The sequence below is a fragment of the Maribacter luteocoastalis genome, from assembly GCF_048890225.1.
Lineage (GTDB): Bacteria > Bacteroidota > Bacteroidia > Flavobacteriales > Flavobacteriaceae > Maribacter > Maribacter luteocoastalis.
This window is the reverse complement of the sequence record NZ_JBMFZG010000001.1, coordinates 490,233-511,227: the sequence shown is the minus strand read 5'-3', so window position 1 is coordinate 511,227 and position 20,995 is coordinate 490,233. Positions and strand designations below refer to the sequence as shown.

The window sequence follows — 20,995 nt, the reverse complement described above, 5'->3', positions numbered from 1 at the left end:
AAACATGATAATTATCAGGTTTTTGGTATCTTGTGGTCGGTACCTTTGTTAAGTCAGGTAAACAGAATAGTATGGAAAGCAGATGTGAGAATTGCATCATTAGACAGTTTAGCTCGTTGCGGGCAATGACCAAAGAAGAATTAAAGCGTGTTTCAGATTCTAAAATTAGCAAGACCATTAAAAAAGGGGAGGCTATATTTGAAGAGGGTGATAAGTTAGATGGTGTATACTGTGTTCGTGATGGCGTATCCAAATTATCTAAATTAAGTGCGAACGGCAGTAATCAAATCGTTAAGTTAGCCAGTAAAGGTGAGGTAATAGGTCAACGTTCTGTTGTAGCGGAGGAACACGTTAATCTAAGTGCTACGGCTGTTAGTGATATGGAGGTATGTTTTATTCCAAAAGACGGCATAATAAATACATTACATACGAATCCTAATTTTACCTTAGAGGTATTGCGCCATATGGCCCATGACTTAAAAGAGGCAGACGATGTAATCGTAAATATGGGTCAAAAAAATGTGAAACAGCGTATGGCCCAAGCATTCCTATATTTAAAAACAAATTTTGGAGAGGATAAAGAAGGCTTTTTGAACTTAACATTATCACGAGAGGATATAGCTAACGTAGTAGGTACGGCCCTAGAATCCTGTATTCGAATTATATCGGAATTCAAGAAAAAAGGATATTTGGCAACATCTGGTAAGAAAATAGCCATTGCAGACGAAAAAGCCTTACTAGATCTTATAGAGGGCTTCTGAAACTTGAGTGCCAAAACCTGATATTTATCATAGTTTGCGGTACGGGCCACTTCTAAATTTACCTCATCAATTTAAATTTTAGATGAAAAATATTTTAATCCCAACAGATTTTTCTGAGAATGCTTGGAATGCCATTAAATACGCATTGCAAATGTTTAATGATGAGAAATGTACCTTTTATTTCCTTAATACATATACACCTGCATTAGTAAGCAGCAGGTTTATGGCAGCATCTTTTGAAGGGGGTGTTTTGTCCAATGCCGCTTCCATGCTTTCTGAAAATGGATTAAAGGAAATACTTGTTAAGGTTGAGGATTTAGGGCCAAACCGTAAGCACACTTATAAAACAATCTCCTCATTTAGTCTGTTGGTTGATGAGGTAATGGATACCGTTGCCAATTATGATATTGACTTGGTGGTAATGGGCACGAAGGGGGCTACTGGTCTTGAAGAGGTTTTTATGGGTAGTAATACAGTACGGATTATTAAAACCGTAAAGGATTGTCCTATTTTGGCCATTCCAAATACGTATGAATTTACAAGGCCGAAGGAAATTGCTTTCGCCACAAACTTTAATCGCTTCTATACAAAGTCAGAGTTAAAGCCTTTGGTAGATATGGCTGCCTCATTGGGAGCAGTAGTTAGGATTGTTTATGTACAGTATGAGATCAAAGCACTCTCAGAACTTCAACAATTTAATCTAAGTATGTTGCGTAAATATCTTAAGGATGTAGAACACTATGTACATACCGTTTCAGAACTGAATTCAGTTTCCAAAACATTGGAAAAATTTTCAGAAGAATTGGGAATTCACCTATTGGCCTTATTAAATTTTCAGCATAGCTACTTAGAACGGTTGACCAGAGAGCCTGTTGTGAGTAGGTTGGCCTTTCATTCCAAGACCCCGTTATTTGTGATTCCGGAATTGAGTATGGCAACCCAGTCTAGGTCAAAAAGCCAAGATGAATTCACTTTTTCTAATTAGGCCTCCCACTAATTGGATCGTCTTCATAAAAGTCATCAAAAGTCTTGTTGGTTTTATACTTGTCCGTTAGTACTTTATAAACCATTAAAACAATTAAAATTTGTCCGACTATGGTGCTGTAAAATACCCAGTTGAAAGGAAAATTCATAACGGACATGAGGGTTACGGTAATTAATGCCAAGGTGGTCAATACTACCCAAAAGTGTGCTGTAGCTTTCATTTTATTTAAAAGATACAGTTAATAAAGGGGAAATTACGTTAATGGAATTCTAAAACTAGATGCTTCCCCTTAACATCCAAAATTTATCTCCATCCGGTATTTTATTTTTTCGGCCTAGATGTAATGGGTTAAATTTCATTTTTGCAAATGCATACCATATGGAGGATGAAAGTGTTGGGGAAATATCTGTATGGTCCCAAAGTAAGCTTGGCCCATAGGAAGTGCCAAAATTTGATGTATATGGAATTCCTTTGGCCTCAGGTGTTATGGAGCTCTTAATAAGGGATTTTTCTAAATCTTTTAATAATTTTTCAGCTAGGTCAAATCGTTCTATATCATTAAAGGCTAAAGCCATTTGGGAAGTGCCTTCTAGCCAAATAACATCTTTATCATCATCAAAACAATATCCAGTAATCTGGTCACCACTTAAAGTCAATGTTTGCTCGTTTAAAAAACGGTTTGCCTGAAAAAGTACATCATCAGACATATCGGAAAAAATTCCTTTACTAAGAGTAAGTACGTCCAATGCAAAGGCATACTCTGGATTTTCTGGCCATGCCATCAAAATACCAAGTTCGTTGTTCCATCGGTTATTGGCTAAAAAAGATAGCAGGTTTTTATGAAAATCGTCATATCCCTTAACAGCATTAAAAGCCATTAGCATGCCTTCCGTAACTTTGGGTATGGCCGTGCCGTCTGTATTTATACCACCTAAAAGGCTACCGTCCTCTTGTTGTAAAGATCGCATCCAAAATTCTAACTTTAGTGTTAGTTCATCATATTTGGAAAGTCCATAAACGTCTTTGTAATGGTTTAAGGCTATTAATAGCCAAGCATTGTCTCCCATCCAAATTCTTTCGGGTTCACTACCGTCAGATTTTCTAAATTGGTAGAATCCGCCGTTTTGGTCCAATTCACTATCCATTATTGTGGTGTAATAATCAAAAATACGCTCAGCTTTCCCTTTTTGTCCTATTTCTACAAACAGTAGGGCAGCTAAGGCATTATCATATAAGGAAGTGAAATCTGAATTTTCTGTACTGGCAACCAAACCTGTTGATGATTGCATTTGAAATACCCATTGTATTATTGGGTCACCTGATGTGGTTTTTTCATTGGGAGGTAGCGCTGAATTGTTTAATTCCCCATCTACAATTACTTTAATATCCTCAGGGTTTTCCAACGGGTCTTTTTGACAAGAGGTCAAAGCTATAATCACCAGTAGGATAGGAAAAATCTTAAAGTTCATTTAGGCTGATTTTGGGTTGCAACGCTATACCTAAATTAGGTTGGCGAAATATCTTTTTGGACATCTATCGACTATGGACTATTTTACTCGATGTGAGAAGATTGTGTTGTCAGAGGTCCAATAAAATGGGATTTAATCTTGACTGATGAATTTCGGCCTATTTGATTTAATGGAGAATAGTCGCATTTTAACGGACGACAAAATTTTTATTCAAGAAGGATAAACTAAAAAACCTTTCCTATCTTTGTCATGTTGTGTTGTGCCTCAGACAACATTTGAGGCAATTGTGTTTATCAATATTTATTGATAGTAACCAATGAAAGGCTTTCCATTTAGGGAGGCTTTTTTTGTTTTAGGCTAATATTCTAATAAGAATGAATCACTTGGTGAATTAAGGAAGCAGCCAAACGTGCCGTTTGATGATCTACATCAAATTCTGGATTCATTTCTGCAATATCCACAGCAACCAATTTCCCCGAAGCGGTAATGGTCTTTAAGCTTTCTAAAACCACATCAGGAGTAAAACCCATTGGTGATGGTGCGCTTACACCTGGTGCATACGCTGATGAAAAACCATCGAGATCAATTGTCGTATAAACCACATCCACATTTTTAATGAACGCATTGATCCAAGCATTGATCTCATTATGGAATTGTATCCTAAAAGTATCCCTTTGAATGAATTTTACTTCTAATTCCTTGGCTCTTTTAAAAAGAGATGCATCATTGGCATCTTGTCGAATGCCTAAACATAAATAATGAAAAGGTAGATTGTTAGTCTTACAATCTTCGGCTATTTGGTAAAATGGTGTACCAGAATTAGCACCATTTTTGTCGGATCGTAAATCAAAATGGGCATCAAAATTTATAATACCTATGGTTTTGGAATTGCCTATTGTCGCTTTAATTCCTTTAAAGGTGCCATAGGATATATCATGACCACCGCCCATTAGTATAGGAAAAGTATTGGCAACTAAAAGTTCACTTACTTTTTCTGAAAGTAGTTCTTGGGTCTTTTCAAGGTTGCTTAAGCCATGGCATACATTACCAACATCCAAAAGGGAGGTATGTATATCTAGGTGATTGGGGAGTTTACCCAATTGCTTTCTAATAGCATCTGGTCCTTTTTTAGCCCCAACCCTTCCTTGGTTTAATTTTACGCCCTCATCACATTCATAACCCAAAAGTGCAATTGACTTTGCACTGGCTTTTTTCGATACTTCTTTTATATCTATACATGAAATCTTCTCATGTAAATACAACTGTAGGTCAGAAGCCCTTCCCGTATACGTGTTGGGTTTGGTTGACTTGTATTTTGGCATTTATTGTTTAGTTTAAAACAAATCTTGTATTAGATGATCATCCACTAAGTTAGGCAAAGTTATATGGAGTTCGGGGGTACGGGCCATTTCTCTTTTAATTGCAAATAACGCTTCTTTGTTTCTGGCCCAACTTCTTCTTGATATTCCGTTATTTACGTCATAAAAGAGCATGCTCTTCAATTTTCTAGAGGCGTCTGCGGATCCATCCAATACCAATCCAAAACCACCGTTGATTACTTCGCCCCAACCAACTCCACCTCCATTATGTATAGAGACCCATGTTGCACCTCTAAAGCTATCGCCAATAACATTGTGTATGGCCATGTCTGCAGTAAATTTGCTGCCGTCATAAATATTACTGGTTTCCCTAAACGGGGAATCAGTTCCACTCACGTCATGGTGATCCCTGCCCAGCACTACAGGCGCCGAAATCTCACCTGTTTTTACAGCATCGTTAAAAGCTTCTGCTATCTCCGCACGTCCTTGTGCATCGGCATATAGGATGCGGGCTTGTGACCCTACTACAAGCTTGTTCTGTTCAGCTTCGGCAATCCATTTTATATTGTCCTGCATTTGTTGTTGGATTTCAGATGGAGCTTCTTTTTTTATTTCTTTCATCACCCTCAATGCAATGGCATCTGTTTTGTTAAGGTCTTCAGGATTACCTGAAGTACATACCCAACGAAAAGGACCAAACCCATAGTCAAAACACATGGGTCCTAGAATATCCTGTACATAACTGGGATATTTAAAATCGATTTTGTTGGATGCCATAACATCTGCTCCGGCACGGGAGGCTTCTAGTAGAAAGGCATTTCCATAATCAAAGAAATAGGTTCCTTTTGCTGTATGTTTATTAATAGCCGCTGCGTGTCTTCGTAAAGATTCTTGAACTTTTAATTTATATACATCCGGATCTGAGACCATTAAATCATTGGCCTCTTCATAGGAAATCCCGGCAGGATAATATCCACCTGCCCAAGGATTGTGCAATGAAGTTTGATCTGATCCCAAATGCACAAAAATATGTTCCTCATAAAAGCGCTCCCAAACACTTACAACATTTCCAATGAATGCCAACGAAATTACTTCCTTTTCGACAATGGCTTGTTTAGTTCTCATTACTAAACTGTCCATATCATCAATAAGTTCATCAACCCAACCTTGTTCATGTCGTTTTTGTGCGGCACTAGTATTCACTTCGGCACAAACCGTAATACAACCTGCTATGTTTCCTGCTTTGGGTTGTGCACCACTCATGCCACCAAGACCTGCCGTTAAAAATAGTTTTCCGGAAGGGTTTTCATCTGGTTTCAATACTTTTCTAAAAGCATTCATAACCGTTATGGCTGTGCCATGTACAATACCTTGCGGACCTATATACATATATGAACCAGCGGTCATTTGTCCGTATTGGGTAACACCCAAAGCATTGTATTTTTCCCAATCATCAGGTTTTGAATAGTTGGGTATCATCATGCCATTAGTGACAACAACTCTTGGAGCTTCTTCTGAAGATGGGAAAAGGCCCATAGGATGGCCAGAATATATGTGCAAGGTTTGTTCATTGGTCATAGTTGCCAAATATTTCATGGTCAAAAGATATTGGGCCCAATTCTGAAAAACGGCCCCATTGCCTCCATAGGTAATCAGCTCCTCTGGATGTTGTGCAACATTAGGGTCTAAATTGTTTTGTATCATCAGCATTATGGCTGCCGCCTGTGATGCTTTTGCAGGATAGTCATCAATAGGTCTTGCATAAAGGTCATAATCGGGCATAAATCGGTACATATAAATGCGACCGTATTCATTGAGTTCCATGGCAAATTCCTTGGCGAGTTCCCTGTGCCAATCTGCCGGGAAGTAACGTAAAGCATTTCTAAGGGCCAATTTTTTTTCATCAACCGATAAAATTTCTTTCCTGTTTGGGGCGTGACTTACCTTATGAGATCTATCCTTTTTCTTGGGAAGTTCAATCGGGATACCTTGAAGTATTTGCTCCTTAAAATTCATACCTAAAAATTATGCTTTATGCTTATTGTAGGCCAATATTCCATTTTTCCATACCATACAAGGTTTCAAATTGCCTTGGTTGTACAATATCTCCTGATAATTATCTGTATGGAACAAACTAAAATCGGCTAAATGACCTGTTTTAAGTACACCACGATCTTTTAGTTTTAACGCTGCTGCAGCACGAAAAGTGATTCCGGCCAAAACCTCTGCATTTGTCAACTTTTCAAAGGCCCCTAAAATTGCTGCCTGCGTTAATAGATCTCCCATAGGTGCTGATCCAGGGTTATGGTCACTAGCAATGGCCAAAGATGCACCGGCATCCAATAAGTTTCTTGCAGGTGTATATGCACAACCAAGCCCTAAAGAGGCTCCAGGTAACGCTATGGCTATGACGTTACTATTTGCTAATAACTTAATTTCCTTTGCGGTACTTGCTTCTAAATGGTCTGCACTTATCGCATCAAAATCCACCGCAGTTTCACTGCCTCCGGTTGAAAATTGATCGGCATGTACAGTAATATCAAAGCCTAGTTCATTTGCCTTTTTAAAATAGGGTTTTATTTGTTCAGGCGTAAATGTACTTTGTTCAATAAACGCATCAATACGATTGGTTAATTTCCCCTCTATTAACCTTGGAAAAAGCGATGCACTCATTTCAGCTAAATAAGCTTCTGCGTTTCCGTTGTAATCCCTCGGTAACATATGGGCGGCCAAACAGGTCGGTATTAAATCGACGGGAGTTTGATTGCCAGCTTCCTTTATGGCATATAGCATTTTAAGTTCTTCTTCCACAGAAAGACCGTAACCACTTTTTACCTCTATGGTAGTAACTCCAGTTTTAAGATGCCGGTTGGCACGTTTCGCCGTGCCTCTTGCCAAGTCTTCTTTACTCGTATTTCTAGTTTGGGTAACCGTATCCCAAATACCACCTCCAACTTCTGCAATTTCCAAATAACTTTTACCTGCATTTCGCATGGCATACTCATTGGCACGTGATCCTGCAAAACAAATATGTGTATGGGCATCTACAAACCCAGGAAGACAAACATGATTACCTTTCAACTCGTATATTTCTGCATTTTTATACTGATTTACCAAGTCCTTGAAAGTGCCAATGGCTTCAATTTTAGTGTCGTTAATTACGATGCCGGCATCGTTGATAATTAGTAGCTGCTCATCGTATAGAGCTCCTTTCAACGGTACCCCGGTCATGGGCAATACTTGTTTAAATGGCCCTATGAGTTTTATTTCTTTCATATACTAGGTTTAGTAATTTTCAAATTCTTCGGAGTACTTTGTGTTTAAAGATACGCCTTGTTTCTTGCTAACCTGAGCAACTACTTTACTTATTATGCCATCTTCAATGAGCTGAATGCCTTTTTCAATATCATCTGAAAATACTCTATCCTTTTCCGCAAAAGCAACATGTTTCCGTACTTCTTCATGTACGCTATCTAGAAAAATACCTGATTTTAACGGTTTTCTAAACTCAAATGCTTGGGCTGCCGTAAGCAGTTCTATTGCCAGTATTTTTTCAACATTACCAATAACCTGCAATGCCTTTCTACTTCCAATGGACCCCATACTTACATGGTCTTCCTGCCCTAAGGAAGTGGGGATGCTATCTGCGCTTGAAGGGAAACAAAGTCCTTTGTTTTCGCTTGCCAGAGCAGCCGTGGTATATTGTAATATCATATAGCCTGAATTAATGCCAGTATCCTTCATTAACAATTTAGGCACACCCGGGCTATTCCCTTCCAGTGCCAAATAAATCCGTCTATCTGAAATATTACCAATTTCTGAAGCCGCCAAACAGGCATAATCCAATGCCATGGCTAAAGGCTGTCCATGAAAGTTTCCCCCACTTATGGTAAGTTCTTCATTTATGATTACTGGATTATCGGTAACGGAATTCAATTCTATTTCCAAAAGTTCTTTTAAATGAAGCCAAGTATTCCTAGATGCCCCATGCACTTGTGGAATGCAACGAAGGGAATAGGGGTCTTGGACACGTTCACAGTCAATATGGTCCTCCATAATTTCAGAACCCTTAAGCAAGCGTTTTATACGTTTTGCCACATGTATATTTCCCTTAAATGGGCGAAGCGCATGTAATTCGTTGTAGAATGGTTTTACGGAACCTTGAAGGCCCTCTATCATCATAGCGCCAATAATATCTGCTTGGGATAGTACCGCATGTAATCTTTGTACTACCTTAACACCATGGGCGGTTATAAACTGTGTACCATTTATAAGTGCCAACCCCTCTTTAGGACCTAATTCAAGCGCGGTTAGATCTGTTTTTTCAAACAATTCAGCAGTGGGCATGATAGTTCCTTTATAATGCACTTTTCCTAAACTTATCAACGGAAGAAATAAATGGGACAAGGGAGCCAAATCTCCTGAGGCACCTACCGAACCTTGAGAAGGAACTACCGGAATCACATCATTTTCTATATGCCAAATAATTCGCTCTAGGGTAGTTAGCGCAATACCGGAATATCCCTTGGCCAAAGAATGTGCCTTAAGTACCAACATTAATTTTGCAATCTCTTGGTTTACAGCTTTTCCTACTCCTACACTGTGGCTTTTTAATATATTGGATTGTAAAATACAGGTCTCGGATTTAGATATTTTAGTGGTGCAAAGTGGTCCAAAACCAGTGTTGATGCCATATACGGGAAGCCCAATCTCAACTATGTTTTGAACAGTATGCCAACTCTTTTGAATTTTGCCTTTGGTTTCATTGGTCAATGCTAATGCAATTTTTCCATTGCAAATATCCAATGCAGTTCCAGATGTTAACCAATCTTCTCCTAATTTAAAGGTTTGGGTAGCTTTTGCCATAATCTTTGTTTTAATCCCTTAAAATTATTGGTTAAATTTGATAATTGCCAATACTATTTTATATAACAATTGATAACTATGGGTTCTCAAATAGAGCTTCGCCACCTTGCCTATTTTTTAGCCGTTTCGGAGGAATTACACTTTAGAAAAGCTGCAGAAAGACTATTTATTTCCCAGCCTGGATTAAGTAGGCAAATTAAGCAGATGGAAGAAATTTTGCAGGCAGAATTGTTTGTAAGGGACAAAAAGAAAGTTTCCCTAACACCTGCAGGCCATTATTTAAAAAGGCAAGCAGAAGATATTTTTAAACAATTAAAGGAAACCAAACGGCAATTGCAATTAATTGGCGATGGGGATACCGGGGAGATTCGCATGGGGTTTTTGGGCTCCGCTATGCAGTATGTGATTCCGTCCCTATTACTAAAGCTAAAGGACAACTTTCCTAAAATAAAGACATCCTTGGAGGAACGATCTAATATGGATCAGGTAGATGCCGTTCTTAAGGATGAATTGGATATTGGGTTTGTTCGACTAGAAAGGGTTCCCGCAGAATTAAACATGCAAACGGTTTTTGAAGATACATTTTCACTTGTTTTACCAGAAAGTTACCCAATGCTTACTAGGGAATATAAAGGTATGGAACGGTTTGCGGATGACGAGTTTATTATGTTTAGTCAGGAATACAGTCCGTATTATTATGAAATGATTATGAGCATTTGTTCAGATGCCGGCTTTGTTCCCAAAGTATCACATAAATCTGTACATGCCCAGACTATATTTAAGTTGGTTGAAAACAGATTAGGTATAGCCATTGTACCGACTGCTTTACAATCTGGCTTTCAAATGCGGGTAAAATTTATAGAACTGAAGGATATAAGACAAAAGGCTTTGCTATCGGTGATTTGGAAAAAGGAGAATACAAATCCCGTGTTAAAGAATTGTATAGATTTGTTATTAAACTGAACTTAGTAGAAAATATAGGATATGGTTTTTGATTTGATTAAAAAAAGACGTTCGGTGTTTCCGGTACAGTACAACAATGAGCCCATTGCCAAAACGGATATTGAAAAAATTTTGGAAGCAGCCAATTGGGCACCTAACCATAAGAGTACCGAACCTTGGCGGTTTAAGGTGTTGCAGGGTGATTCACAAGCAGGGCTAGGGGAGTTCCTATCAAAAAAATATCAGGAAGTGGATCCTAGGCCAAAACAAATGAAGATCAAAAAGCTTTTGGAAAACCCAAAACGAGCTGGTGCAATTATTGCCATTTGTATGCAACGTGATCCTAAGGAATCCTTGCCGGAATGGGAAGAAATTGCCGCAGTTTCCATGGCAGTACAAAACATGTGGTTGTGTTGTACAGAAATGGGGATTGGCTCTTACTGGAGCTCTCCTGGAATTATAAAACATATGCACGAATTTTTTGACCTTAACGAAGGTGAAAAATGTTTAGGTTTCTTTTACATGGGTAATTTTGATGGTGATCTGCCTGAACAAACTAGGGGCCCTGTATCTGAAAAAACGATTTGGATAGATTAGTTGAAGTAAGGAAATAGAGCCGACTTATAATCCCAGGCTGTAGTTAGAAACAATCCCAAATACACGATAGCTACCATAAATTTCAAAAAAGTGCCCGTTAAGAATCCCAAAAAGGAACCAAATGCCGCTTTAGTAGCGGTTTTTTTGTCAGCCTTATTTAATAATTCGCCCACTAAGGCACCAACAAATGGCCATATAACAATTCCCAATGGGCCTAATACAGGGAAAAACAGCGCTACCAGTAATCCAACAGTGGTTCCTATGACTCCAGCTTTAGTACCGCCAAATTTTTTAGTACCCAAAGCTGGAATCACATAATCCAATGCAAAAACGATCAGTGCAATGGCCAATGTTACCCCCAACACCCACCAATTATTTGGAATAGCTTTGGTAAGATAAAGTAATAATAACCCCAGCCAGCTTAATGGTGGTCCGGGCAATACAGGTAAAAAACTTCCTAATACACCCACCAGCATAAATATAAATCCGATAATAAGTAGTGCAATATCCATATGTGCTGTTGTTAGTCAAAAATACTTTTGTTTTGTTACAATCAATGGAAAAACAAACCCATTTATTTTTTTCTCGTATGTAGTTTTAAGATAACGGCCCAAAATAGATAATATCATCATGTATAATTTTAAATGCACATTTTCATTAGTAATTCTACTTTTTGTTAATTCGATATCAAGTCAAAATTTAAAGGGTACTATTAGAGACAGTTTTGGAAATCCTTTACAGGACGTGGGTGTCTTAAATAAAAATAGTGGACAACACAGCCATTCAGATAACAAAGGAAATTTTGTACTTTCCAATACTAAGGCCTACGACTCTATTTTCTTTTCTAGCCTGGGATTTGCAACTAAAATGATATTGGTACAAGCGTCAAACTTCACTAATGGTATGCTAGTTCAAATGGAGGCCGCTTCAATTGCCTTAGATCAAGTCGTTTTGGTTTCTAAAGTAGACGTGCTAAGCAGAATGGTCGCTATTGATATTGAATCTGATCCAGTAAAATCATCACAGGAAATATTACGTAAGGTACCTGGTTTAGTAATAGGCCAGCATGCGGGTGGCGGTAAAGCGGAACAACTTTTTTTGCGGGGTTTTGATATCGATCATGGTACAGATATAGCCTTAAGTGTAGACGGTTTACCTGTAAATATGGTTTCTCATGCCCATGGTCAAGGATATGCAGATCTGCATTTTGTAATTCCTGAGACCATACAAAACCTAAACTTTGGTAAAGGTCCATATTATGCAGATCAGGGAAATTTTAATACTGCTGGTTATGTTGATTTAAAACTCAGAAAAAGCATAGACACTAATTTCGCTTCAGTTGAAATAGGACAGTTTAATACCCAACGTTTCTTAGGAATGTTTAATGTGCTGGATAGTGGAAACAGTTCAGCATATATAGCTTCTGAACTATATTTGACCGATGGTCCTGTAAAATCGCCCCAAAATTTTAATAGAATAAATGTATTAGGTAGATACCGCTATAATTTACCTGGAGATCAAGAAATGCTTATAACAGCTTCACATTTTCAAAGTAAATGGGATGCATCTGGTCAAATTCCAACTAGGGCAGTAGCGCAAGGAATTATAACAAGATTTGGAGCCATAGATGATACCGAGGGCGGACAAACTAGTAGGACAAACATCCTTTTTAATCACAATAAAAAACTTTTAGACGGTGGGTCAATAATTTCAAAAGCCTACGTGTCACAGTATAATTTTGAACTGTACTCTAATTTTACATTTTTCTTGAATGACCCGGAAAACGGAGATCAAATAAAACAAAAGGAAGGAAGGGTTATAATTGGAGCTGAAACTACGTATGCTAATTTTTTTAATAATTGGGGTAGAGGTAACCTTGAGTACAATGCTGGATTAGGATTCAGGTATGATAATAGTGATGATAATGAATTGTCACACACACGTAACAGACAAACTATTTTAGATCGAATTTCTTTTGGGGATGTAGATGAGGTGAATACCTACGGATTCTTAAATGGGGAAATTAAGTTGGGAAATTTCACTCTAAATCCTGCGATACGATTAGACTATTTCAAATTTGACTATGTTAACCATTTAAGCGAATTATATGATACCAAGAGCGAAAATAAAATAGTTGTTAGTCCCAAATTCAACACCATATTCACCCCAAATCCCAAGACTCAATTTTTTCTTAAAACGGGTATTGGTTTTCACTCTAATGATACTAGGGTTGTGGTTGCCAATAATGGTACGGATATTTTACCTGCGGCTTATGGGATAGATTTAGGAACTATACTAAAACCTGCGGATAAAGTAGTGCTCAATGCTACGTTATGGAGTTTATTTTTAGATCAGGAATTCGTTTATGTAGGTGATGCGGGTATTGTAGAACCCAGTGGTAAAACAGAACGATATGGGCTCGAGGTTGGTGCTAGGTATCAAGCTACAGATTGGTTATATCTGTTTGTTGATGCCAATTATACCAAGGCAAAAAGCTTGGCGGCTAATAAAGGAGAAGATTACATTCCGTTGGCGCCAGATTTTGTTTCTAACGGAGGAATAGCAGTTGAATTAAAAAATGGTATTTCTGGAGGGTTAAACTATAGATATGTTGATGATAGGCCTGCCAACGAGGACAATTCTATAGTTGCAGATGGTTATTTTGTGACCGATGCCAATATCAACTATAAATGGAATAACTGGACTTTGGGTTTGATCGTAGAGAATTTGTTCGATACAGAATGGAACGAAACACAGTTTGCAACAGAAAGCCGACTCTTAAATGAAACCAGTCCCGTGGAAGAAATTCACTTTACGCCTGGAACACCTTTTTACTTAAGGGGAAAGGTGAGTGTTACTTTTTAAAACTTATTATTTATGGTAGGTATGTCTATATTGACTATAATTTAGAAATACATTTCTCTAAAGAATAAACTCCCCAAAAAATTGTAATTTCCGCCATAGTTTAGGTGTAATGCAACGCATTTTAATTTTATTGGTATGTCTGGGCATGGCCTCTTGTAATTTCTTTGCGTCTAAAGAGAAACGGACCCAAGAACTTATTGATGTGGAATTAAACCAAATAGATTGGAATTCTATAGATTCCTATCCCTTATTTTTAGAATGTGACGAGAATGCTACCAAAGAAGTTCAAAAGCAGTGTTTTGAACAAAAGCTCACTTCACATTTTGAGCATACCTTAAAGGAGTTTGAATTTACGGTAGATTCCAAAGAGAATGCTATTGTAGAAGTTATCTTTGTTATTGATGCCGAAGGTAAAATTAGCGTAGTTGCCATTCATAAGGATGCATCTATTTTAAAGCAAATGCCGGAGTTTGATGGGATAATCACACAAAGCTTAAAGAACATGCCTGCTATTGCGCCAGCTCTAAAAAGAGGAGTTCCGGTAAGCACCAAGTATAAAATTCCAATTGTATTAAATACCAAGTAATAATTTGGCCAACGAAAAAATAATATTGGGAATAGATCCCGGAACAACCATTATGGGTTTTGGACTCATAAAGGTGATAGGCAAGAAGATGGAGTTTATCCAGATGAATGAGCTATTGTTAAAAAAGTATGATGATCCCTACATAAAGTTGAAATTGATATTTGAACGCACGATAGAATTGATAGATACCTACCACCCTGATGAAATAGCTATTGAAGCCCCTTTTTTTGGCAAGAATGTCCAATCCATGCTTAAATTAGGTCGTGCACAGGGTGTGGCCATGGCTGCGGGACTTTCCAGACAAATTCCTATCACGGAATACCTGCCAAAAAAAATTAAAATGGCCATTACCGGTAACGGAAATGCCAGTAAGGAGCAAGTGGCTAAAATGCTACAGAGTGTACTTGGGTTAAAATCACTTCCCAAAAATTTAGATAGTACAGACGGGCTGGCAGCGGCCGTTTGCCATTTTTATAACGAGGGTAGGATAGAAGTTGGCAAAAGTTATTCTGGTTGGGATGCTTTTGTAAAACAGAACGAGAAACGAGTTAAAAAGTAAATTTCAACTAACAACTAACAACTAACAACTAACAACTAACAACTAACAACTAACAACTGATTACTGCTAACTGAAACTATGTCCGGAATCTACATCCATATTCCATTTTGTAAACAAGCGTGTCATTACTGCGATTTTCATTTTTCTACCACCATGGGAAAAAAAGAAGCCATGGTAGCCGCATTGTGTAAGGAGTTAGAGCTTCGTGAAAGTGAGTTTGCATACGAAACTGTGGAAACGATATATTTTGGTGGTGGAACGCCATCGGTTTTAAATACTTTGGAAATTGAGCAAATCATTTCTTCAGTTTACGCAAATTATACAGTTAATGACAATCCAGAAATTACTTTGGAAGCCAATCCGGATGATTTATCAGAAGAAAAAATTAAGGCACTGGCAGCAAGTCCTATAAACCGATTAAGTATAGGTATCCAATCTTTTTATGAAGAGGATTTAAAGTTAATGAATAGGGCCCACAATGCAGCTGAAGCTTCAAAATGCATAGAAATAGCAACCGCTTACTTTGAAAATATTTCAATTGACTTAATATATGGGATGCCCAATATGAGCAACGAACGATGGCTTTCAAATATTAACAAAGCAATTTCCTTTGGCATACCACACATATCCAGTTATGCGTTGACGGTAGAGCCAAAAACGGCATTGGCCAATTTTGTAAAAAAAGGTTTGGTGAAACCGGTTGATGATGCTGTGGCGCAAGAACATTTTAATATATTGAACGAAACGCTGACAGCAGCTGGTTTTATATCGTATGAGATTTCCAATTTTGGAAAGCCAGGATTTTACTCAAAAAACAATTCGGCCTATTGGCAACAGAAGAAATATATTGGGATCGGACCGTCTGCACATTCTTTTGATGGTCATCGCCGTGGTTGGAACATCAATAACAACCCAAAATACATTAAGGCTATAGAAGTTGGCCATTTGCCTATGGAGGTGGAGGTGCTAACGAAAACTGATAGGTATAATGAATATGTTATGACGGGATTAAGAACCATTTGGGGTGTTTCTTTAACCAAAATAGCTTTAGATTATGGTGAGAAATACAAGCAATATATTTTACTGCATTCCCGAAAATTCCTTCAAGAACAGCTCCTGTTTTTAGACGATGAAACTCTGTTGACCACTAAAAAGGGTAAATTTTTGGCCGACGGAATTGCAGCAGATTTATTTATGGTTAATTTGTCATAGAAAATGCAACAGTGAAAACTAGAGTCCATCATAAAAGAAAGGAATACCAGATAAACTTGGCCAAACCATTGGATATTTCTATACCGATTCATGGCGGGCCATCCAACGTGAACGCTTGGTATGTTAAGCATCCAGAAATAAGACCACATGTAGATGGTGATTTTATTGGCAGCGTTGCAGAAGGTGCTTCAACTAATTTTAATGATATTTGGTTTAATCCACATGCACATGGTACGCATATCGAATGTGTGGGTCATATTACCAAGGAGTTTTATTCTATCAATAAAAACCTAAACACCTTTTTCTTTTTGGCGGAGTTGGTTACCATAGCGCCTGGCAAATTGAACGATGATTTTGTTATCTCCAAAAAACAACTTCAGAATGCTATTAAAAATCAAGATTTGGAAGCCTTGGTAATCAGAACCTTACCCAATACCAATGCAAAGCTTTCTAGACAATACTCCCATGCCAATCCACCATATTTTTTGGAAGAGGCTATGGAATTTCTTGTAGAACTTGGTGTAAAACATTTGTTAGTAGACCTGCCTTCTGTAGATAAGGAAAAGGATGATGGAAAGCTTTTGGCACATAAGGCCTTTTGGAATTTAAATGGAGATGTCAGGCAAGATGCTACGATTACGGAATTTATATATATCCCGAACACTATTGGAGATGGCGACTACTTCCTTAATCTACAAGTGGCGCCATTTGAAAATGATGCAAGCCCCAGTAGGCCTGTGCTCTATAAAATTAAAACCTTATGAAAACACTTTTGAAGCTAGAAGAGTTTGCCATGTTTGTTCTTGGTATTTTCATGTTTGGATTGCTGGGGTACCCTTGGTGGTTGTTTCCTGTGCTTTTATTAACACCAGATGTTGGCATGGTTGGATATTTGATCAACGCCAAAATAGGGGCCACTATGTATAATCTATTTCATCATAGAGGGATAGCTATTTTGCTCTATTTTATGGGAATGTATTTTTCTGCACCTATTGTACAATTAATAGGGGTTGTTGTATTTTCGCATGCGGCCATGGACAGGATATTTGGTTACGGACTTAAATATGAGAAAGGTTTTAGATTCACACATTTGGGTGAAATAGGAAATAAGAATGGATAATGTCTTTGATGTTTTTTTAGGATTGATTTTAGGTGGTATCACCATGTACTGGCTTTTTTCATTCTTTGGAAGGAAGAAAAGAAAGGAGCTTACCACGCATCAGTCCACAGTGCTTTTAGAAAAAATAAAAAATGTTTGTAAATTGATTTCCGTTGAAGGCGACTTTGCTGAAATTTATAAGTACGAGAATACCAAGGAACGGTTTATGAGCTTGGTAAGCAGCAAGAAAAAGGCACTAATTGTAATTAAGGCCAAGGCACAGATAGGGTATGATCTAAATAAAATTTTGATGCATGCCGATGATGGCAAGAAAAAAATAATTCTAACGAATTTTCCGCAACCAGAGGTCTTATCCATAGAACCTGAATTGGAATTTTATGATATAAAAAATGGGTTCTTTAATACGTTTACCCCCAATGATCTAACTAGTTTAAACCAAGAGGCAAAAAAGCATATACTCGAAAAAATACCAGAAAGTGGACTTATGGAAACCGCACGAAAAGAAGCCTTACATACTGTTCTTCTTATAGAGAAAATTGTGGATACCATTGGTTGGAAATTAGATTATTCCGCTTTGGAAATTTCCTCTAAACAAAAAGAGATATTAAAATAAGAAATCGAATACAAGAGATAATTTTAACTACACACTTTAAACCATTTAAAAAGTATGAAAACTATAGCAACTTTATTATTTTTAACACTTACAATAACGGGCTTTGCCCAAACTAAAGAACCAATGAACGAATTTGATTCCCATTTTGCACATACTGTATATTTTTGGTTAAAAAACCCTGATAGCAAAGAAGATTGTAAAGCTTTTGAAACCTCATTACAGAAATTCTTAGATAACTCAGGCTTTGCGAAAACAAAATTTATTGGGAAACCACCAAGAGCAAGCAGGGATGTGGTAGATGGCTCATTTACGTACTCTTTGATTGTGACTTTTGAATCTGCCGAAGCTCAAAAGGAATATCAAGATGAGGCACCACATAAATTATTTATAGCGGAATCGGAAGACTTATGGACAAGGGTAATCGTCTATGATTCCCAAGGTATATAAAAACCCACATGAATATTGAGGCGTTTCGCGAATATTGTGTATCCAAGAAAGGCGTAACAGAGGATTTTCCTTTTGATGAAAAAACCTTGGTATTTAAAGTTATGGGTAAAATGTTTGCATTATCTGGGTTGGATCGCATTCCAACCCAGATAAACCTTAAATGCGACCCAGAACGCTCAGCTTTTTTAAGAGAGCAATATGACGGTTTTATTGTTCCAGGTTATCACATGAGTAAAGCACATTGGAATACGCTTTATATAGATAATCTTTCACCCAAACTAATTCTGGAACTTACAGACCATTCTTATGATTTGGTAGTGTCTAAATTCACAAAAAAAGTAAGGAACGAGTTTGATGCTTTAGATGAAAAATAAGGCAAAATTACATGGTGTTATAATAGAATAATTATTCACACAAAAAAATAGCATCTGCTAAAGGCTATGCCCTTGGGACTGTTTCATCAAGTATTTCCTAACATCATATTTAACATCTTGGCCAAATAGCAATGGTAACCACTTACAATAACTAAGTCATTGTATGTATCTTTACGGGCTAATTAAGCCCAGTGCCCAATGCAGGATCTTTTCTCTTTTTACAAGACCAGAATAGCTGAATTTAGCCACGAACTATCCAAGATTAAAAAAAAGTTATTTGCGTCTAGCATGTTACGTTTGGTTGTATTTTGTATGGCAGCTTTTGGGGTATATCTTTTTTTTGGAAATACCAGGGTAATTATGGCGATTGTCTTGTGTGCCATAATTTTGTTTATTTATTTGGTTTCCAGGCATGCCGACTTACAATATGCCCGGAATACACTAAATACCTTAATTGATATTAATACCACAGAATTGGCAGTTCTTAATAGAGACTTCCATGATTTACCGGATGGGTCTGGATTTAAAGACCCCAACCACTATTATAGTCAGGATATTGATTTATTTGGTAAAGGGTCCTTTTATCAATATGTTAATAGATCCAGTTTACCTGAGGGTAGCACTACCTTAGCGTCTATTTTAAAAGGGAATGATATCATTGACATCCCCAAAAAACAGGAGGCCGTTTCGGAACTGGCCGAAATTCCAAAATGGCGTCAAGATTTTTCGGCAACAGCTTCCATGACAACATCGGAAACACCAATTTTCAGCATAGTTAATTGGCTCCATAAATATATTTCCTTTGTGCCCAAGGTGATGCGGGTTTTACCTTGGATATTTACTGGTCTTTCTGTAACGGTGTTTATTTTGTTTTTTACCGATATGATTAAGGAATCTATTTTACTCTATTGGATGGGCCTGGGTCTTGTGATTTCTGGTTTGTACACAAAGAAAATCACAAAGCTAAGTATAGGTGCCTCAAAGCTACAATCTACGTTTCAGCAGTATAACAAATTATTGCACTTAATCGAGCAACAAGACTTTAACTCAGCAGTGTTAAAGAATAAAAAAGAGCTTATCACAAGTAAGGGTAGAAAATCCTCCGAAGTACTAAAGGAATTTTCCAGATTGTTGGGCAACTTGGACCGGAACAATAATATAATCTATCTCATTTTTGGAAATGGATTCTTCTTGAGTGGTTTGTCAACTTGTTATAAGATAGAAAATTGGATTAAAACCCATGGCGGTGCGGTAGAACAATGGTTTGATATTATTGCCTTTTTTGATGCTTATGCCAGTCTTGGGAATTTTGCATTTAATCATCCAGAGTATAGCTATCCAGAAATAAAGGATGTAGGTTCCGTAATTAAGTCAAGGGATGCTGGTCATCCTTTATTAGATCCCGTTAAAAGTGTTACCAATGATTTTGAAATAGGAAAACAAGACTTCTTCATCATTACCGGGGCCAATATGGCAGGCAAAAGTACTTTCTTGCGTACCGTATCCTTACAAATTCTCATGGCTAATCTTGGTCTGCCCGTTTGCGCGAGTGAAATGGAATATAGCCCCATAAAGCTAATTACGAGTATGCGTACCACAGATTCCTTAACAGATGACGAGTCCTATTTTTTCTCTGAGTTAAAACGGTTAAGGTTCATTGTTGATGAAATTGAAACGGATAACTATTTCATTGTCTTGGATGAAATCTTAAAAGGCACTAATAGTAGGGACAAGGCTATTGGTTCACGTAAGTTTGTGGAACGATTGGTTGCCTCAAAATCTACGGGAATAATTGCGACACATGACCTGAGTCTTTGTGAGGTCTCCCAAACCCTACCACAGGTAAAGAATTTTTATTTCGATGCTGAAATAGTAAATAACGAACTTCATTTTGATTATACTTTCAAAAAGGGTATTTGTCAAAATATGAATGCATCCTTTTTACTCAGGAAAATGAACATTATTCTGAATTAGATTGCCTTGCCCAATCTAATACCACTTTGCGTCGAATAAATACTTCATCGATAGTAATCCACTATCTGTCTATTCTCTTTCTATGCTTCAACTGTAATTTAGATTATACTTCTTGTTCCTAATGTAAATTTGACCTGTAATTAAATAGCATATTAGGATGAAACGATTTGGAAAAAAAGAATTTGTAGGATATTGGGAATCTAATGTAACCTCTGCAGTATATGAAATTTGCGATTTCAATATTAGCGATAATGAAATTACGCTGTGTAGCATTACACCTTTTTAGCAACTAACTAACTCAATTAA

The 20,995-nt window shown here is 37.4% G+C and carries 21 protein-coding genes; 14 read left to right on the top strand and 7 right to left on the bottom strand.

Translation table 11 applies throughout. From position 1 onward, the window contains the following. Positions 1-71: 71 nt before the first annotated feature. Together ACOCEA_RS02180 and ACOCEA_RS02175 are read left to right on the top strand one after the other, a co-directional pair. A complete protein-coding gene (locus ACOCEA_RS02180; RefSeq protein ID WP_420754553.1) occupies positions 72-761 on the top strand; it encodes a Crp/Fnr family transcriptional regulator in 690 nt (229 codons plus the stop codon). Between the two features lie 82 nt (positions 762-843). Then, complete coding sequence (locus ACOCEA_RS02175; RefSeq protein WP_420754552.1) at positions 844-1,746, top strand: universal stress protein; 903 nt, start codon at positions 844-846, stop codon at positions 1,744-1,746. Here the strand turns inward: ACOCEA_RS02175 and ACOCEA_RS02170 are convergent. The 6 genes from ACOCEA_RS02170 to hutH all read right to left on the bottom strand — a co-directional run bounded on the left by ACOCEA_RS02170 (position 1,739) and on the right by hutH (position 9,400). Further along, positions 1,739-1,966, bottom strand: coding sequence for a hypothetical protein (locus ACOCEA_RS02170; protein ID WP_420754551.1), 228 nt, complete (start codon positions 1,964-1,966; stop codon positions 1,739-1,741). The two genes, ACOCEA_RS02175 and ACOCEA_RS02170, sit on opposite strands and share 8 nt — an antisense overlap. Positions 1,967-2,021: 55 nt before the next feature. Further along, complete coding sequence (locus ACOCEA_RS02165; RefSeq protein ID WP_420754550.1) at positions 2,022-3,215, bottom strand: hypothetical protein; 1,194 nt, start codon at positions 3,213-3,215, stop codon at positions 2,022-2,024. A gap of 365 nt (positions 3,216-3,580) precedes the next feature. Continuing rightward, the gene (gene hutG / locus ACOCEA_RS02160; RefSeq protein ID WP_420754549.1) at positions 3,581-4,537 is read right to left on the bottom strand and encodes a formimidoylglutamase; all 957 of its coding nucleotides are present in this window, start codon (positions 4,535-4,537) and stop codon (positions 3,581-3,583) included. 12 nt (positions 4,538-4,549) lie between these two features. Then, positions 4,550-6,550, bottom strand: coding sequence for a urocanate hydratase (locus ACOCEA_RS02155; protein ID WP_420754548.1), 2,001 nt, complete (start codon positions 6,548-6,550; stop codon positions 4,550-4,552). A gap of 9 nt (positions 6,551-6,559) precedes the next feature. Further along, positions 6,560-7,810: an imidazolonepropionase gene (gene hutI, locus ACOCEA_RS02150; protein ID WP_420754547.1), complete on the bottom strand. Its 1,251-nt coding sequence runs from the start codon at positions 7,808-7,810 to the stop codon at positions 6,560-6,562. Positions 7,811-7,819: 9 nt separating this feature from the next. Continuing rightward, on the bottom strand, positions 7,820-9,400 hold the full coding sequence (hutH, locus tag ACOCEA_RS02145; protein ID WP_420754546.1) for a histidine ammonia-lyase: 1,581 nt from the start codon (positions 9,398-9,400) through the stop codon (positions 7,820-7,822). A 78-nt stretch (positions 9,401-9,478) separates the two neighbouring features. Between hutH and ACOCEA_RS02140 the strand changes: the two genes are divergently transcribed. Then, on the top strand, positions 9,479-10,363 hold the full coding sequence (locus ACOCEA_RS02140) for a LysR substrate-binding domain-containing protein (protein WP_420754545.1): 885 nt from the start codon (positions 9,479-9,481) through the stop codon (positions 10,361-10,363). Between the two features lie 21 nt (positions 10,364-10,384). Continuing rightward, positions 10,385-10,939, top strand: coding sequence for a nitroreductase family protein (locus ACOCEA_RS02135; protein ID WP_420754544.1), 555 nt, complete (start codon positions 10,385-10,387; stop codon positions 10,937-10,939). Here the strand turns inward: ACOCEA_RS02135 and ACOCEA_RS02130 are convergent. After that, the gene (locus tag ACOCEA_RS02130; protein WP_420754543.1) at positions 10,936-11,451 is read right to left on the bottom strand and encodes a DUF456 domain-containing protein; all 516 of its coding nucleotides are present in this window, start codon (positions 11,449-11,451) and stop codon (positions 10,936-10,938) included. The genes ACOCEA_RS02135 and ACOCEA_RS02130 overlap by 4 nt on opposite strands. A gap of 118 nt (positions 11,452-11,569) precedes the next feature. Here ACOCEA_RS02130 and ACOCEA_RS02125 point away from each other — a divergent pair, with 118 nt between their 5' ends. The 10 genes from ACOCEA_RS02125 to ACOCEA_RS02080 all read left to right on the top strand — a co-directional run bounded on the left by ACOCEA_RS02125 (position 11,570) and on the right by ACOCEA_RS02080 (position 20,689). Then, positions 11,570-13,804, top strand: coding sequence for a TonB-dependent receptor (locus ACOCEA_RS02125; protein ID WP_420754542.1), 2,235 nt, complete (start codon positions 11,570-11,572; stop codon positions 13,802-13,804). A 109-nt stretch (positions 13,805-13,913) separates the two neighbouring features. Then, on the top strand, positions 13,914-14,390 hold the full coding sequence (locus ACOCEA_RS02120) for an energy transducer TonB (protein ID WP_420754541.1): 477 nt from the start codon (positions 13,914-13,916) through the stop codon (positions 14,388-14,390). Positions 14,391-14,394: 4 nt separating this feature from the next. Beyond that, on the top strand, positions 14,395-14,949 hold the full coding sequence (gene ruvC, locus ACOCEA_RS02115; RefSeq protein ID WP_420754540.1) for a crossover junction endodeoxyribonuclease RuvC: 555 nt from the start codon (positions 14,395-14,397) through the stop codon (positions 14,947-14,949). 78 nt (positions 14,950-15,027) lie between these two features. Then, the gene (gene hemW, locus ACOCEA_RS02110) at positions 15,028-16,161 is read left to right on the top strand and encodes a radical SAM family heme chaperone HemW (RefSeq protein ID WP_420754539.1); all 1,134 of its coding nucleotides are present in this window, start codon (positions 15,028-15,030) and stop codon (positions 16,159-16,161) included. Positions 16,162-16,172: 11 nt separating this feature from the next. Next, on the top strand, positions 16,173-16,925 hold the full coding sequence (locus ACOCEA_RS02105; RefSeq protein WP_420754538.1) for a cyclase family protein: 753 nt from the start codon (positions 16,173-16,175) through the stop codon (positions 16,923-16,925). Further along, positions 16,922-17,281 (top strand): DUF4260 domain-containing protein, encoded by a 360-nt coding sequence (locus ACOCEA_RS02100; protein ID WP_420754537.1) that lies wholly within the window; start codon positions 16,922-16,924, stop codon positions 17,279-17,281. Before ACOCEA_RS02105 ends, ACOCEA_RS02100 begins: the two co-directional genes overlap by 4 nt. Continuing rightward, positions 17,274-17,894, top strand: a complete 621-nt coding sequence (locus ACOCEA_RS02095; protein WP_420754536.1) for a DUF4230 domain-containing protein — start codon at positions 17,274-17,276, stop codon at positions 17,892-17,894. Before ACOCEA_RS02100 ends, ACOCEA_RS02095 begins: the two co-directional genes overlap by 8 nt. A 54-nt stretch (positions 17,895-17,948) precedes the next feature. Further along, on the top strand, positions 17,949-18,341 hold the full coding sequence (locus ACOCEA_RS02090; protein WP_420754535.1) for a Dabb family protein: 393 nt from the start codon (positions 17,949-17,951) through the stop codon (positions 18,339-18,341). A gap of 8 nt (positions 18,342-18,349) precedes the next feature. Beyond that, on the top strand, positions 18,350-18,715 hold the full coding sequence (locus ACOCEA_RS02085) for an MmcQ/YjbR family DNA-binding protein (protein ID WP_420754534.1): 366 nt from the start codon (positions 18,350-18,352) through the stop codon (positions 18,713-18,715). 198 nt (positions 18,716-18,913) lie between these two features. Further along, positions 18,914-20,689 carry a MutS-related protein gene (locus ACOCEA_RS02080; RefSeq protein ID WP_420754533.1) on the top strand — a complete coding sequence of 592 codons (1,776 nt, stop codon included), beginning with the start codon at positions 18,914-18,916 and terminating at the stop codon, positions 20,687-20,689. The last annotated feature ends 306 nt before the right edge of the window (positions 20,690-20,995 follow it).

Excerpts from the sequence above, each read along its gene's own strand:
- ACOCEA_RS02180 (WP_420754553.1), top strand. The coding sequence starts at position 72 with ATGGAAAGCAGATGTGAGAATTGCATCATTAGACAGTTTAGCTCGTTG.
- ACOCEA_RS02175 (WP_420754552.1), top strand. The coding sequence starts at position 844 with ATGAAAAATATTTTAATCCCAACAGATTTTTCTGAGAATGCTTGGAAT.
- ACOCEA_RS02170 (WP_420754551.1), bottom strand. The coding sequence starts at position 1,966 with ATGAAAGCTACAGCACACTTTTGGGTAGTATTGACCACCTTGGCATTA.
- ACOCEA_RS02165 (WP_420754550.1), bottom strand. The coding sequence starts at position 3,215 with ATGAACTTTAAGATTTTTCCTATCCTACTGGTGATTATAGCTTTGACC.
- hutG (WP_420754549.1), bottom strand. The coding sequence starts at position 4,537 with ATGCCAAAATACAAGTCAACCAAACCCAACACGTATACGGGAAGGGCT.
- ACOCEA_RS02155 (WP_420754548.1), bottom strand. The coding sequence starts at position 6,550 with ATGAATTTTAAGGAGCAAATACTTCAAGGTATCCCGATTGAACTTCCC.
- hutI (WP_420754547.1), bottom strand. The coding sequence starts at position 7,810 with ATGAAAGAAATAAAACTCATAGGGCCATTTAAACAAGTATTGCCCATG.
- hutH (WP_420754546.1), bottom strand. The coding sequence starts at position 9,400 with ATGGCAAAAGCTACCCAAACCTTTAAATTAGGAGAAGATTGGTTAACA.
- ACOCEA_RS02140 (WP_420754545.1), top strand. The coding sequence starts at position 9,479 with ATGGGTTCTCAAATAGAGCTTCGCCACCTTGCCTATTTTTTAGCCGTT.
- ACOCEA_RS02135 (WP_420754544.1), top strand. The coding sequence starts at position 10,385 with ATGGTTTTTGATTTGATTAAAAAAAGACGTTCGGTGTTTCCGGTACAG.
- ACOCEA_RS02130 (WP_420754543.1), bottom strand. The coding sequence starts at position 11,451 with ATGGATATTGCACTACTTATTATCGGATTTATATTTATGCTGGTGGGT.
- ACOCEA_RS02125 (WP_420754542.1), top strand. The coding sequence starts at position 11,570 with ATGTATAATTTTAAATGCACATTTTCATTAGTAATTCTACTTTTTGTT.
- ACOCEA_RS02120 (WP_420754541.1), top strand. The coding sequence starts at position 13,914 with ATGCAACGCATTTTAATTTTATTGGTATGTCTGGGCATGGCCTCTTGT.
- hemW (WP_420754539.1), top strand. The coding sequence starts at position 15,028 with ATGTCCGGAATCTACATCCATATTCCATTTTGTAAACAAGCGTGTCAT.
- ACOCEA_RS02100 (WP_420754537.1), top strand. The coding sequence starts at position 16,922 with ATGAAAACACTTTTGAAGCTAGAAGAGTTTGCCATGTTTGTTCTTGGT.
- ACOCEA_RS02095 (WP_420754536.1), top strand. The coding sequence starts at position 17,274 with ATGGATAATGTCTTTGATGTTTTTTTAGGATTGATTTTAGGTGGTATC.
- ACOCEA_RS02090 (WP_420754535.1), top strand. The coding sequence starts at position 17,949 with ATGAAAACTATAGCAACTTTATTATTTTTAACACTTACAATAACGGGC.
- ACOCEA_RS02085 (WP_420754534.1), top strand. The coding sequence starts at position 18,350 with ATGAATATTGAGGCGTTTCGCGAATATTGTGTATCCAAGAAAGGCGTA.
- ACOCEA_RS02080 (WP_420754533.1), top strand. The coding sequence starts at position 18,914 with ATGCAGGATCTTTTCTCTTTTTACAAGACCAGAATAGCTGAATTTAGC.